Origin of the sequence: Streptosporangium heterodermiicola, from assembly GCF_051390675.1 — a bacterium.
Taxonomy (GTDB): domain Bacteria; phylum Actinomycetota; class Actinomycetes; order Streptosporangiales; family Streptosporangiaceae; genus Streptosporangium.
In genome coordinates this window covers 428,065-441,675 of the sequence record NZ_JBPJSR010000002.1, presented here as the reverse complement: position 1 = coordinate 441,675, position 13,611 = coordinate 428,065, and the positions used below count along the sequence as shown (strand labels likewise).

Annotated in this window: 9 protein-coding genes; 2 read left to right on the top strand and 7 right to left on the bottom strand. The window is 72.9% G+C overall.

Features of this window, described 5'->3' with window-relative positions:
- Positions 1 to 108: 108 nt before the first annotated feature.
- Positions 109 to 2,451, bottom strand: a complete 2,343-nt coding sequence (locus ACSC1Q_RS05765) for a WD40 repeat domain-containing serine/threonine protein kinase (RefSeq protein WP_436757595.1) — start codon at positions 2,449 to 2,451, stop codon at positions 109 to 111.
- Between the two features lie 428 nt (positions 2,452 to 2,879).
- Positions 2,880 to 4,268: an aminotransferase-like domain-containing protein gene (locus tag ACSC1Q_RS05760; RefSeq protein WP_436757594.1), complete on the bottom strand. Its 1,389-nt coding sequence runs from the start codon at positions 4,266 to 4,268 to the stop codon at positions 2,880 to 2,882.
- Between ACSC1Q_RS05760 and ACSC1Q_RS05755 the strand changes: the two genes are divergently transcribed.
- Complete coding sequence (locus ACSC1Q_RS05755) at positions 4,267 to 5,574, top strand: aminotransferase class V-fold PLP-dependent enzyme (RefSeq protein ID WP_436757593.1); 1,308 nt, start codon at positions 4,267 to 4,269, stop codon at positions 5,572 to 5,574. The two genes, ACSC1Q_RS05760 and ACSC1Q_RS05755, sit on opposite strands and share 2 nt — an antisense overlap.
- A gap of 152 nt (positions 5,575 to 5,726) precedes the next feature.
- On the opposite strand, the gene ACSC1Q_RS05750 is transcribed toward ACSC1Q_RS05755, so the two are convergent.
- The gene (locus tag ACSC1Q_RS05750) at positions 5,727 to 6,107 is read right to left on the bottom strand and encodes a winged helix-turn-helix transcriptional regulator (protein WP_436757592.1); all 381 of its coding nucleotides are present in this window, start codon (positions 6,105 to 6,107) and stop codon (positions 5,727 to 5,729) included.
- A 128-nt stretch (positions 6,108 to 6,235) separates the two neighbouring features.
- On the opposite strand from ACSC1Q_RS05750, the gene ACSC1Q_RS05745 reads away from it, so the two are divergent.
- Positions 6,236 to 6,889 (top strand): NAD(P)-dependent oxidoreductase, encoded by a 654-nt coding sequence (locus ACSC1Q_RS05745; RefSeq protein WP_436757591.1) that lies wholly within the window; start codon positions 6,236 to 6,238, stop codon positions 6,887 to 6,889.
- Between the two features lie 162 nt (positions 6,890 to 7,051).
- Here the strand turns inward: ACSC1Q_RS05745 and ACSC1Q_RS05740 are convergent, their stop codons facing one another.
- The 4 genes from ACSC1Q_RS05740 to ACSC1Q_RS05725 form a co-directional block, all read right to left on the bottom strand.
- Positions 7,052 to 8,263 (bottom strand): MFS transporter, encoded by a 1,212-nt coding sequence (locus tag ACSC1Q_RS05740; protein ID WP_436757590.1) that lies wholly within the window; start codon positions 8,261 to 8,263, stop codon positions 7,052 to 7,054.
- A 451-nt stretch (positions 8,264 to 8,714) separates the two neighbouring features.
- Positions 8,715 to 9,431, bottom strand: a complete 717-nt coding sequence (locus ACSC1Q_RS05735; protein ID WP_436757589.1) for an MgtC/SapB family protein — start codon at positions 9,429 to 9,431, stop codon at positions 8,715 to 8,717.
- Between the two features lie 72 nt (positions 9,432 to 9,503).
- Positions 9,504 to 9,776 carry a hypothetical protein gene (locus ACSC1Q_RS05730; protein WP_436757588.1) on the bottom strand — a complete coding sequence of 91 codons (273 nt, stop codon included), beginning with the start codon at positions 9,774 to 9,776 and terminating at the stop codon, positions 9,504 to 9,506.
- Between the two features lie 174 nt (positions 9,777 to 9,950).
- Positions 9,951 to 13,469, bottom strand: coding sequence for a S8 family serine peptidase (locus ACSC1Q_RS05725; protein ID WP_436757587.1), 3,519 nt, complete (start codon positions 13,467 to 13,469; stop codon positions 9,951 to 9,953).
- Between the last annotated feature and the right edge of the window lie 142 nt (positions 13,470 to 13,611).

The following is a 13,611-nucleotide window of genomic DNA, read 5'->3' as shown; positions in this document are numbered from 1 at the left end:
GCAGATGGTGCCGGACATCCTGACCGAGGCGTTCATGAACGATCCCCTCGTCCGCTGGCTCTTCCCCGACGCGAGGATCGAGACGGAGGCCCGATGGCCGGAGACCGGTCAGCGCAGGCGCCAGACGCGGACGGTGTCGTCGCCGCCTCCGGTGACCGCGACGGGACTCCCGTCGAGCTCGGCCACCGCGGCGGCGAACACGTTGTGGTCGTGGGCCTTGAACGGCCGCCCCGCCCGCTTCCCGGTGTCGAGGTCGTGGACCTGCGCGGTGGCGTCGTTGCTGCCGGAGACGACGACGGTGAGCGACCCCACCCGGCCGACGGCCAGGGAGTAGACCCAGCCACTGTGGTCCCGGATGGGCGGGCGTGCCTCACCGCCGCCCGCGGCGTCGTCGATGTGGATGTCCCGCGCGCCCCCGGCGGACAGCACCACGAGCCTGCCGTCCAGCTCGGCCGTGGTGACGACGCTGACCTGGCCGCGCTGGGTGAGGAGCGTCTCACCGGGCCCGGAGCGGAGCGGCCAGCGGCGCACCGTACCGTCACCGCCGCCGGTGAACACGACGGGCTCGCCGTCGAGCTCGGCGGCGGCCAGGCCGAACACGGCGCCGTCGGAGGCGCGGCGGGCCTTGCCGATCGCCTTGCCCGTCCTCAGGTCCCACACGTGCAGGCTCCCGTCGCGGCCTCCGGTCACCACGACGGGCTCGCCGTCGAGGGCGGCGAGGGCGAGGGAGAAGACGGGCACGGCGGCGTCGATGGCCTTGCCGAGCGGCTTGCGGGCGGCGAGGTCCCAGCGGCGTACGGTGCCGTCGTCGCCGCCAGACACCGCGATCGTCCTGCCGTCCAGCTCGGTGACCGCGACGGAGCGCACCCAGTTGGTGTGCCCGGTGAGCGTGGCCAGCGGCCTGCGGGTCGCCAGGTCCCACAGGCGGACGGTGCGGTCGTTGGCGCCGGAGACGATCACGGATCTGCCGCCGACCCGGGCGATCGCCACCGTCTGGAGGTCGTCGCGATGGCCGCGCAGCGGGCCGCCGACCGGCGCGCTCCTCCAGTCCCCGGTGACCGAGGTGGGGGTGGCCGCGGGGGACGGCGAAGCGGTGGGCGGTACGGACGACTCGCCGGGTGAGGGGGATCCGCTGGAGGCCGGAGGAGATCCGGCCAGCGCGACGGGGGTGGGGTCCGCGGGCTCATCCCCGGTACCCGCCGTCAGCGGCGGGAGCACGAAGACGCCCGCGGCGACCGCCACGGCGGAGACGGCGACGGCGGCGCCGATCCACCACGGGCGCGATCGTCCGGCCCCGCCCGGCACGGTCTCGTCGGCGGACCCCTTCCGCCCGTCACCGGGAAAGGCCGGTCCCCCCGGCCCTTCGGGGCGCCACTGCTCCGGGGCGGCGTCCGGACCGATCGGTGACCGCCCGGCGTACGACGGCCGCGAGGGCGCGGTGCTCCGTCCGGGCGGCGACGGCGACCGGGACGGCGGCTGGGACGACCGCGGGGATGACGGCTCGGCCGGCGACGGGGAAAGCGGCTGCCGGGATTCGGTACCCCACCCGGGGGACGCCTGGTCCCGTACCGGGTGCCCGGCCTGCGGTGGCGTCGGGGACGGAGACGGGGACGGGGACGGGGACGGCGGCGGGGTGACGCCCGCCGACGGCTGGCGGATCAGCCGGAACAGCAGGTCGGGGGCGACCGGCCGGTCGGCGGGTGACTTGGCCAGGCAGGCGCCCAGCAGCGGCCGCAGCCCTTCGGGCACCCCCGACAGGTCGGGCTCGGCGGTGAGGATGCGGTGGAGCACGGCCGGGATGGTGTCCCGGCCGAACGCGGGGCTGCCTGTGGCGGCGAACACCATCGTCACCGCCCAGCTGAACACGTCCGAGGGTGCGGCGGCGGGCTGGCCGTGGATCTGCTCGGGCGACATGTAGGTCGGGGTCCCGAAGGCGCCGCTGGTCTGGGCGAGCCCGGCGTCGAGCGCCTTGGAGACGCCGAAGTCGATGACGCGCGGGCCGTCGAAGCCGAGGAGCACGTTGGCCGGTTTGAAGTCGCGGTGCGCGATCCCCGCCTGGTGGATGGCGACGAGCGCGGTGGCCGTGCTGATCGCGATGCGCTGCAGGGCGGCGCCGTCGCGCGGCCCCTCGCTCTCGACGGCCTGCTGCAGCGACGGCCCGTCGATGAACTCGCTCACCACGTAGAGGTGGTCGCCGCTCTCCCCCGCGTCGAGCACCCGGGCGGTGCAGAACTCGGCGATCTGCCGGGCGACGGCGATCTCCCGCTCGAAGCGCGCCCTCGCGACCCGGTCGGCGGCGAACCTCGGGTGCAGCACCTTGACCGCGACGCGCTCACCGGCCGGGTCGCGGCCGAGGTAGACCGTGCCCTGCCCGCCCTCACCGAGCCTGGCCTCGATCGTGTACGGGCCAAGGCTCGCGGGGTCGCCGGGCCGCGGCGCCGTGACAGCCATCGTGCTCCTCCCAGGTACGGACCCGCCCGGACCCGCTCCCCGCCGTACGAGGGGCGGGGCAGGCGCCGGACCGTGGGAGGCCGAGTCCCGGGAAAGAGCATGCCATCGCCGACAAAATAGACCAAACGCCCATGGGCCACCCCGGCCCCCGAGCCGACATCAGGGACAACCGGACGGGATGCCCGCGAGCCGGCCCCCGCCAGGCTCGCGGCTTTCCCGGCAGCCGGTACGACACCCGCGAGGAGTGGCACCGGCGTCATCGAAACAACGACAGCGACGAGAAGGACGGATCCAGCCTTTTCCCACCCGCCCCCGTGGATCGGTCAGGACGGGTCTTTCCGAACGTTAGGCAGGGAGGCGGCGGAAAGCATGAGTATCCCCTACTCATCCCACCGGACCCTCGTCCAGCGAACCGCGCGTCCCCGGTGTCAGACGTGCCGTAACCGGCGCGCGGCCTCCGTCAGCTCCGCGAGGTCGCCGGCGGCCGCGAACCCGAGGCGCAGGAACGCCCCGGACGGTTCGGCGGCGAAGTACCGGCGGCCGGCGCCGACGGCGACCTCGTGCCTGCGGGCGGCACCGGCGACCACGGTGTCGTCGGTGCCGGCCGGCAGGCGGACCCACAGGTGCAGCCCGCCCGCGGGAAGCCGGGTGACGGTCCAGTCCGGACGCTCGCTCGCGACGGCGGACGCCAGCTCCGCGCGGCGTTCCCGCAGCGCCAGGGCCAGGGAGCGGACGTGCCGGTCCCACGCGGGCGAACTGACCAGCTCCAGGGCGGCCTCCTGCAACGGGCGGGTGACGAAGAAGTCGTCGACCAGCCGGACCGCTCTCATCCGCTCCATCACCGGCCCGCGGGCCACCAGCGCCCCGATGCGCAGGCTGGGTGCCGCGGGCTTGGTGAGCGAGGTCACGTAGACGACCGTGCCGTCACGGTCGTCGGCCGCGAGCGGGCGCGGCACCTGCCCGCCGTGGCCGAGGTATCGCGCGAAGTCGTCCTCGACGACGAAGGCTCCGGCGGCCCGCGCCACGTCGACGACGTGGCGGCGGCGCTCGGGCGCCAGCACGATGCCGGTCGGGTTGTGGTAGGTCGGCTGGCAGTAGAACAGCCGCGCGCCGGTCATCGCGAACGCCTCGGCCAGCAGGCCGGGCCTGACCCCGTCGTCGTCCAGGGGGACGGGCACCGGGCGCAACCCGGCGGCCCGGGCGGCGGCCAGCGCGCCGGGATAGGTGGGCGACTCCACCAGGATCGGGCTGCCCGGCCCGGCGATCGCCCGGAACGCCATGGACAGGGCGCTCTGCCCCCCGGCGGTGACCAGCACGTCGTCGGGCGTCATCCCGCCACCGGCCATGCCCGCGAACACCGCCCGCAGCGCCGCCAGGCCGTTCGCCGGGGCGCGGTCCCAGGCGTCGGGACGGCGCGCCGCGCGTGCCAGCGCCGCGCTCAGCGGCCGGGTGGCCCGCAGTGACCGGTGCGGGTAGCCGCCGTCCAGCATGATCGTCCCAGCGGGGGGCGGCCCGAGCGCGTCGGTGAGCGGGCCGGTGTCGACGGTGCGGTCGGTGAGCGCGACCGTCTGCCAGACCGTGTCGGCGACCCCGGCACCGGTCCGGCCGCGCGCCGCCACGAAGGTGCCGCTGCCCGGCCGGGTGACCACGGCGCCCTCGGCGGCCAGCACGGAGATCGCGCGCGAGACGGTCCCCGGGCCGACCCGGTAGCGCTGGGTGAGCTCCCGGCTGCTCGGCAGGCGGTCACCGGGTGACAGCCCGGCCAGCAGCGCCCGCAGGCTGGCCGCCAGCATCGCAGAAGTGCTACTGTCATCCATGAGAGATGACAGTAGCACTTCTGCGATTCGTGAAGAATCACTACCGGACCTCGCCGCCCTCAGGGCCGACACCCCCGGCTGCGAGCAGGTCGTCCACTTCAACAACGCCGGCTGCGGGCTGCTCGCCGCGCCGGTGCTGGCCGCGATGCTCGACCACCTGAACCTGGAGGCGCGGATCGGCGGTTACGAGGCGTCGGCCGCCCGGGAGTCCGAGGTCCGCGGGTTCTACACGGAGATCGCCGCCCTGCTCAACTGCGAGCCCGGCAACGTCGCCTTCGCCGGCAGCGCCACGCACGCCTTCGCCACCGCCCTGTCGGCCATCCCGTTCCAGGCCGGCGACGTCATCCTCACCACCCGCAACGACTTCATCTCCAACCAGATCGCCTTCCTGTCGCTGCGCAAGCGGTTCGGCGTGGAGATCGTGCACGCGCCCGACACCGCCGAGGGCGGGGTGGACGTGGCGGCGATGGCCGCCCTGATGCGCGCGCACCGCCCCCGGCTGGTGACCGCCACCCACATCCCCACCAACTCCGGCCTGGTCCAGCCCGTCGCCGAGATCGGCCGGCACTGCCGCGAGCTGGACCTGCTCTACCTGGTCGACGCCTGCCAGTCGGTCGGCCAGTACCCGGTCGACGTGGCCGAGATCGGCTGCGACATGCTCACCGCCACCTGCCGCAAGTTCCTGCGCGGCCCCCGCGGCTCGGGCTTCCTCTACGTGTCCGACCGGGTGCTGCGCGACGGGTACGAACCGCTGTTCATCGACATGCACGGCGCCCGCTGGATCGAGCCCGGCCGCTACCAGCCCGTCGAGTCCGCGGCCCGGTTCGAGGAGTGGGAGTTCCCCTACGCCGCCGTGCTCGGCTGCGCCGCCGCGGCGCGCTACGCCCGCCAGGTCGGCCTCGACGCCATCGCGAGCCGTTCCCCCGCGCTCGCCGCCCGGCTGCGCGACGGGCTCGACGCCCTTCCCGGGGTACGGACGCTCGACCGCGGCCCGCGGCTGGGCGCCATCGTCACCTTCGCCGTCGAGGACCGGCAGCCGCGGCCGTTCAAGGCGGCGATGGACGCGCGGCGGATCAACTCGGCGCTCAGCTTCCGCGAGTTCGCGCAGTTCGACTTCGGCGACAAGGACGTCGACTGGTGCCTGCGGCTGTCACCGCATTACTACAACACCGAGGAGGAGGTGGACCAGGTCGTCGCCGCGGTCGCGGACCTGAGCGGCACCGGCGGACGCGGCCACCGCCCTCCGGGTGGCCACCGCTCTCCGGGTGGCCACCGCTCTCCGGGTGATCGACGACGAGAACGGTGACGGCCATCCACTCGCCGGACATGAGTCGCCTGTCGTACGACGGTTACCGGGCGGACGACGGCTCGGGGGGCCGCGTCGCGCTCCACGCACGGGTGGGTGCGGGGCGGCGGGCCGGCGATCGGCGAGTCCCCGCGATGTGGATGCCCCGTCCTTCAGGCGGGGGAGAATGTCACGCGGTCCTCGTAGTCGTCGCGGGCCCTGAGCATCTCGGGCAGGTGCGCCTGGCTCCAGTGGCAGCAGGCGTTCATCGGTTCGAGGAGCGTGTGCCCGAGCGAGGTCAGCGCGTACTCGACCCTGGGCGGGATCTCGGGATAGGCCGAGCGGGAGACCAGCCCGTCGCGCTCCATCGCCCGCAGGGTCTCGGTGAGCACCTTCGGGGTGATGCCGCGCAGCGGCACCCGCAACTCGGAGAAGCGCCGGGGGCCGTCCTGCAGACACCTGATGATCTTCGGGGTCCACTTCCCGCCGATCTGGAACGGCGGGGTGCCGGGTGCGCACCCGGTGAACATGTCGGGATCGAGCGGCTCAATCACCCTCCCAGCGTACGCGCGGCCATCGCGTCGCACACGGGTCACTATCGTTGCGGGAACCGAGGGGGCACGGGCTACCGTCCGCGTCAGAGGCCGGTGATCACGCCGGTCCCGTCGATCGGAGCCCCGGAATGAGCAGGATCGTTGTCTTCGGAGCGGGAGGCCGTGCGGGCCGCCGGACGGTGGCGGAGGCCGCCGCCCGCGGCCATCGGGTCACCGCGGTCGTCCGCGAACCGGCCCGGCACCCGGACCTGGCCGGTGACGGTGTGACCGTGGTCCCCGGCGACGTCACCGGCGCGGACAGCGTCGCGGCGGTCGCCGCCGGGCACGACGCGGCCGTCAACGCCGCCGGCCGGCTCGACATGTCCGCGACGGAGTTCTACCTGGCCTCCACCGCCGCCCTGCTGGACGGTCTGGCGCGGGCCGGCGTCGGCAGGCTGGTGGCGATCGGCATCGGCACCACCCTGGAGACCGCGCCCGGGGTGCCGCTCTACAGCACGCCCGACTTCCCGGCGGAGGCGCGCGAATTCTCCCTGGGGCACGCGGCGGAGCTGGACGCCCTGCGCGCGGCGGACACCGCGATCGACTGGGTGGTGCTCGCCCCGCCGGTGGTCTTCCTCGACGAGAAGGCCGAGCGCACCGGCCGGTACCGGACCGGCGACACCCGGCTACTGGCCGCCGACGAGAGCGCGCCGCCCTTCTCCTACGCCGACCTCGCGGTCGCGGTCGTCGACGAGGCCGAGACCCCGAAGCACCACCGGGCACTGGTCGCCGTGTCGTACTGAACCGGCGGTCACGGGAACCGGCCGCCCTGAGCCGGTGGTTTCCCGGGGCCCTCGTGGGTCACGGTCGGCTTGACCGTGACCCCGGTGACCCCGGTGACCCCGGTGACCCCGGTGACCCCGGTGACCCCGGTGACCCCGGTGACCCCGTCGGCGGGGTCGATTTCAGGATCTTCCGTAGGCGATGAGCATGACGGCCGCGAGGACGCTGGAGACGGCCACCGCGAGCATCACGACGGGATATCCTGCGCTCTGGCCGAGGAAGGCCGCGCCCAGGGGGCCGAGTGCCTTGGCGAGCATGATCGGAAGGGCCTGGGCCCCGGCGACGGTCGCGTAGGCCGCGGCCCCGTACCGCTCCGCGACCAGTACGGGGCGCGCGAGGGTGCCCACCCCGAAGCCGATCCCGAAGGCGATCACACAGGTGACGGCACCGGCCGCGCTCCCGCCGAGCAGCGGCAGGGACGCCGCGGCGACGGCCTGCAGCAGGAAGACGGCGGCGGTGACCGAGGCGGCGGGGAAGCGCCGGTGCAGACCGGTGGTGACGAGCCTGCCGGTGACCGACAGGACACCGAGCAGCCCGGTGACGAGGGCGGCGAACGCGGGGGGATGGCCCAGCTCGGTGAGGTAGGCGAGCAGGTGGACGGCGACGATCGCGACGGCCGCGGTGTGCGCGACGAACGCGACGGCCAGCAACCAGAAGGCCCGCCCGCGCATCGCCCGGCGCAGCCCGGCCCCGCCCGGCCGCTCCTCCCCCTCCGCCTGGCCGGGACCTACGGCGCCAGGAGGTCTGCGTACGAAGAAGGCGTGCAGCGGGATGGTGGTCGCGGCGTGGATGACGGCGAGCACGACCAGGGCCGTACGCCAGCCGTGACGGTCGACCAGCAGCCCGGTGAGGGGCAGGAAGACGCTGGAGGCGAATCCGGCCACCAGGGTGACGGCCAGCAGGGCGGTGGAGCGGCGGCCGGGATCGAACCAGGCGACGACGATCGCCAGCGCCGGTTCGTAGAGCGTCATGGCCGAGGCCAGGCCGATGACGGCGAGGACCGCGTACAGGCCGGGCAGGTCGTCGACCCGCGACCAGGCGAACGTCGCCAGCGTGCCCGCGACCGAGCCCAGCGTCATGAGGCCGCGCCCGCCGTGGCGGTCCAGCCGGCGGCCGACCAGCGGGGCGGCCAGCCCGGTGATCAGTACGGCGAGGGTGAAGGCACCGGTGACCTGGCCGGCGGAGGCGTCCAGGTCACGCCGCATGGGGTCGAGGAAAACGGCGAACGCGTAGTAAAGAATGCCGTAGCCGACGGTCTGCGTTATGGCCAGGGCGATGACGAGACGCCATCCCGGGGAGATCCGAGGCCGTTCACGCTGTTGTTCGGCGGTCACACGTGGTGCTCACCTCCAAGCCGTCGCGTCCCGGCCGGTCCGTGCGAATTCACACTCGTGCCGGCACGATCACGCCTGTTCACGCCTCGTTCATCGGCGAATCCGGGACCGCGGGCCGATTCGCGGCGGTGCCCGTGAAACCCCTGCCGGTAGGGCTTGCCGAACGATCGCCGACACTCGCCACCCGCCCCGCGGGGAGAACGAAACCCCTGCCCGGCGCGAAATCAATGACGAATGTATTGTTCGCCGGGAAATTGCCGGAGTCAACGAACCGTCAAATGAATGTGGCGGACATCACATCACGACTTTTCGGCCCAAAAATGCCGGTAATCATAATTGTTTGCCTTTCTCGCAGATCCTGGTCGCGGCGAACGCCGTGGTCCGGGTCCGGTGCGCCTCTCGTCACTCGCGGGCCCCGATCGTCCGGCCCCTCGAAAGCGCGATCCCGCTCTCAGTGCACCACCGCGTTGGCGTCCCGGCTCACCACGGCGAGCACCCCGTCGATCTCGGAGAGCGCCGTGGTGAGCTCCGTTACCGAGCCGGCGCCGTGCACGGTGAGCCAGAGCGAGACGGTCGCCGGGCTCTGTCCCTCGGCGTGCTGGCCGACGGACAGCTCGTCCACGCCGAATCCCCGGCGCGTGCATTCGGCCAGTGCCAGCCGCAGCACGCCCCGCCCGTCGAGATAGGTCAGATTGAGCCGTGAGGGCGCGTACTTGGACCGGGGGAGCCGGTCGGCCAGCGGCGTGAGGACGAACACCGTCGCGAAGTATCCCGCGGTCACGACGATCGCGAGCAGCCACAGCCCGGCCCCCGCCGCCATGCCCACCCCGGCGGTGAGCCAGACCGCCGCGGCGGTGGTGAGGCCGCGGACCGCGTCACCGCGGACGAATATCAGGCCCGCCCCGATGAAGCCGATGCCGGACACGATCTGGGCGGCCACCCGGGACGGATCGAGCGTGACGTGCTCCCCCAGGACATCGGCGAAGCCGTATTTCGACACCAGCATGATCAGGGCGGCGGCGAAGCCGACCAGGGTGTGGGTGCGCAGTCCCGCGCTCTTGAGGCGGACCTCCCGCTCAAGGCCGATCACGGCCGAGAGCGCGAAGGCGAGGAACAGCGCCCCCACCTGGGCCCAGCCCTGCCCGGCGAGTTCACCGAGCGGCGCCATCGCCATCACCCCCGACCCCGGTCCCGCTCCAGGTTCCGGTTTCGGTCCGGGTGAAGACGTACGCGTGCCCGGCTACGCCGCCTCGGCGGCCAGCCCGGCCTGCCGCAGGGCGGGGAACCGCCGCTGTTCCGACAGGTAGTGGCCGAGTCCGACGACGAGCGCGACGGGCCATTCGAGGACTCCCAACGCTCCCAGCGCGCCCAGCACCCCGTAGAAGACCAGCCGATCCGGCGGCGGCAGGGTCAACGTGCCGATCACCGGCACGGTGATGTGCGGCGGCAGCTGTTCGCCGTTCGCCAGGACACGCGTCCTGCCGTTCGAAGCGGTGGTGGTTGTCCTGGCCATGGCAGCCTCCGTGAATCACGACACACCCCGCCAATCCCCGGCCCCGTACGACCTGTAACACCGTTTGACCAGGACTTTGCCCCTCCGGCCGTCCCCGGGCAACCGGGGCACCGGGAGACGGGCACGGCCCGTCCCGCCGGGGAGGCGGGACGGGCCGTCCGGGGGTTCAGGCCGCTACGGGGTGGCCTTGTCGGGGCGCTCGGAGATGCGGATGCTGTTGAGCACGGTGTCGCCGGTCCGCTTGGCGAACCGCACGTTGAGCTGGCCGTCGGTGACCTTCACCGTGTACTGCCGGGTGGTGGCGACGTACGCGCCGGTCTCCAGGGCGAGGTCCAGCGCGGGGATCGCCAGCTGGCCCTCGACGATGACGTCGAAGACGCGCTGGCCCTCACGCTTGCCCCGGGTCTCGGCGAAGCCCAGCTCGACGGCGTACGTGCCGTTGGGCACCTGGTCGAACCGGTACTCCAGCATCCCCTCGCGGACGCTCTTGAACAGCGCCTGCTCGGTGGTGCCGGTGATCGTCCTGCTCGTCGTGTTCGTCTTGGTGCTGGTGCCGATGTAACCGTGACCGCCGGTGCCGTGCTTGCGGTCCGCGGTCCAGCGGTCGCCCGCGGTGTCGACGACGTCCCTGGTGCCGCCCACCTCGACGGCGACCTGGTGCTTGGGCACCACGACGGTCACGGCGATCTCGATCTGCGGGTTGCGGCCGCTCGCCGAGCGGACCAGCAGCTTGCCGGTGCGTACGGTGCCCGGCGGGACGCCCGCGCTGGAGGCGGTCACCCTCAGCGTCACCGACGCGCCCTTGGCGAGCTGGCCGGTGGCGGGGGCCACGCTCAGCCAGCCCTGGGCGGGGTCGGTCAGCACGGTGTAGGCCGTGGCGACCCCCAGGTTGGACAGTTCGACCGTGCCCGTCCTGGTGGTCTCCGCCGGTTGCACCAGGGTCACCTCGGCGACAGAGGCCGTCACCCGGCCGGTGGCCAGCGCGGTGTCGGCCCGGGTCACGCCTCCGGCCGTGATGGTGACCTCCTGGGTGAAGGTCCCGTAGTTCTCCTTGGAGACCTCTACCTGGTAGTCGCCCAGCAGGATCTGCCCGAGGAACCTGCCGTCCGCCCCGGTGGTGAAGGTCGCCACGTCGCCGACCTTCACCGTCGCGCCCGCCAGCGGCTCGCCGTCGTTGGCGTCGGTGACGACGCCGGTCAGCAGCCCGTGCCGGCTCGCGGTGAAGGTCAGGCTCTGGCCGTCGCCGATCGCGGCGCTGTTGAAGGAGTACTGCAGCGCGTCGGTGCCGTCGGCGTTCTCGATGCCCACCGTGGCGCCGATCCCGGCGTCGCGCTCGCTGTCGACGCTGTCGTAGCGGTATCCGACCGACCCGTTCTCGCCGAGCAGCGCCGAGAACGTGACGCGCTGGGTGGCGTCGGCGTAGAAGCGGGCGTTGCGCCACTCGACGACGAAGGTCCGGTTCGGCGCGGTGCCGACGGTGGCGGTGTAGATCCCGGACTGGTCGTCCAGCACGAGGTCGTCCCAGAAGGGGTAGACCGCCGCGTTGGGCGCCGCGGAGGCCGGCAGGGCCACGTTGCCCGCCAGGGCGGCGCTGTCCTTGAAGGCGAGGAACCCGTTGGTGCTCACCCAGGCGCCGGTGTAGCCGGTGCCGTAGAACGGGAAGGTGAACGGCAGCGCGATCTGCTGGACCGCGTCGTCGCCGGTGAGCGTGCTCTTGGCGGTGCCCGCGACGTACGCCTCGGCGGCGCTGTCACAGGTGTAGCCGAAGGAGTCGGTACGGCGCGGCAGGTCGACGTCCTTGGTCAGGTCGCCGCTCACCGTGATCGGCACGGTGAGCTCTCCCGCGCACCGGGAGCCGGGGGTGACCCTCAGCTGGTAGTCGCCGGTCGGCAGCGTGAGCCGATACCGGCCCGCCGCGTCGGCGACCGCGCTGACCGGGGTGCCCGCCACGGTCAGCGTGGCGCCCGGCTCGGGGGCTCCGGCGGCGGTGACCGTGCCGGAGACCGTGCCCGACGACAGCCGCGTCAGCGACAGGTCCTCGGTGGCCGTCTGGTCGGACACGACGGTGACGGCCGCGGCGGCGTCGGCGTACCCGAACTTCTTCACGGTGAGCTGGTAGTCGCCCGCGAGCAGGCGGGGCAGCTCGTACGTCCCGTCCTGGGCGGTGGTGGTCGTGCGGTTCAGCGGCCCGGTGACGGTGACGGTCGCCGCGGCGAGCGGCGCGCCTCCGGAGGTGACGGTTCCGGCCAGCCCGCCGAGCGCGGCGGAGGGGGTGGCCTGGACGGCCGCGAACGTGTCGAGCCTGCCCTCGCCCCAGATGTTGTTGTCGGCGGCGGTGCCGCCGCAGCGCGTGTCGTTGACGTCGATCGCGGTCTGGTCGAGCAGGTCCCGCGTGGTGGCGATGTCGCCCAGCAGGGCGGGGGAGGCCGACCACATCAGCGCGACGGTGGCCGCCAGGTGCGGCGCGGCCATCGACGTGCCGGAGTTGGACCCGTAGCCGCCGTTGGTCACGGACGAGCGCACGTCGACGCCGGGGGCCGCGAGGTTGGGCTTGATCTCGCCGTTCTCTCCGGTGCCCCGGGTGGAGAAGGTCGCGATCGTGTTGTTGACGTCGAACGCGCCCGCGCTGTAGCTGGCGACGTACTGGCCGGGCGAGCCGCTGGAGTTGCAGCCCGCGTTCGTGACGTTGCCGTTGGAGAAGACGGGGAAGATGCCCGCCGCGACCCACGCGTCGACGGTCTCCTTGTACCAGGGGTTGAAGCCGCCGCCGCCCCAGGAGTTGTTGACGACGTGCGGCGCCAGGTCGGGACGCGGGTTGTCGCCGTCCAGGTCGGTGGGCGCGAGCACCCACTGGCCGGCGGCGAGCAGCGAGGCGTCAGAGCAGGTGCTGGACTCGCAGCCCTTGACGGCGATCCACTTCGCGCCGGGGGCGACGCCGATCGTGTTGGCGCCGCCGTCGTCGCCCACCATCGTGCCCATGGTGTGGGTGCCGTGGCCGTTGTTGTCGCACGGCGCGGTGCCCGAGCAGATGCCGGCCGGGTCGAACCAGTTGTAGTCGTGGTCGACGGTGCCGTCGGCGCTCTTGCCCCGGTACTTGGCGGCGAGCGCGGGGTGGTCGAACTGCACGCCGGTGTCGATGTTGGCCACGACGATGCCCTCGCCTCGGACGCCGAGTTCGTTCCAGACCCGGGGGGCGTTGACACGGTTGATGTTCCACTCGATCGCGTCGACCTTCGCCACGTCCTTGCCGGGCAGCGGCTCGGGCACCTTGGTGACCCGGCTCGGCTCGATCCGCTCCACCTCGGGCCGCTTGGCGATCTCCTCGGCCAGCTTGGCGTCGCCGGTCACCTGGATGGCGTTCGCGATCCAGAAGGGGGTGAAGTCGACGCTCTCGGCGGCGAGGAACCTGCGCAGGCCCGCCTGCGAGGAGGCGGCGAGCTCGGTCTTGGCCCGGAAGACCTGCGCGGCCTTCTCGGTCTTGGTCTTCGCCCTGCGAGCCGCGCCGAGGTCGGCGTCGCTGTTCAGGCGTACCCAGAAAGTGGCCTTGTCGTCGGTGGCCAGATCCGCGAGGACGGTTTTGTCGATCTTGTCAGGGGCGGGTGCGGCCTGGGCCACTCCCTGGGGGAGCACGAGCATCAGGGCGGTGGCGATCCCGATCAGGACCGATCGCCGGTGTCGAGGGGTGTTTGACACACGATCTCCTTCACTCCGGGCGGGAGTCTCCCGCCGGGCAGAGCGCCGTGGGGTGCACACGATCTTTACAACCCACGTGGAGAATCCTGAATAGATCATGTGTAATTTTCAAGCTTTCGGGTTACTAAAACGCCATATGTCA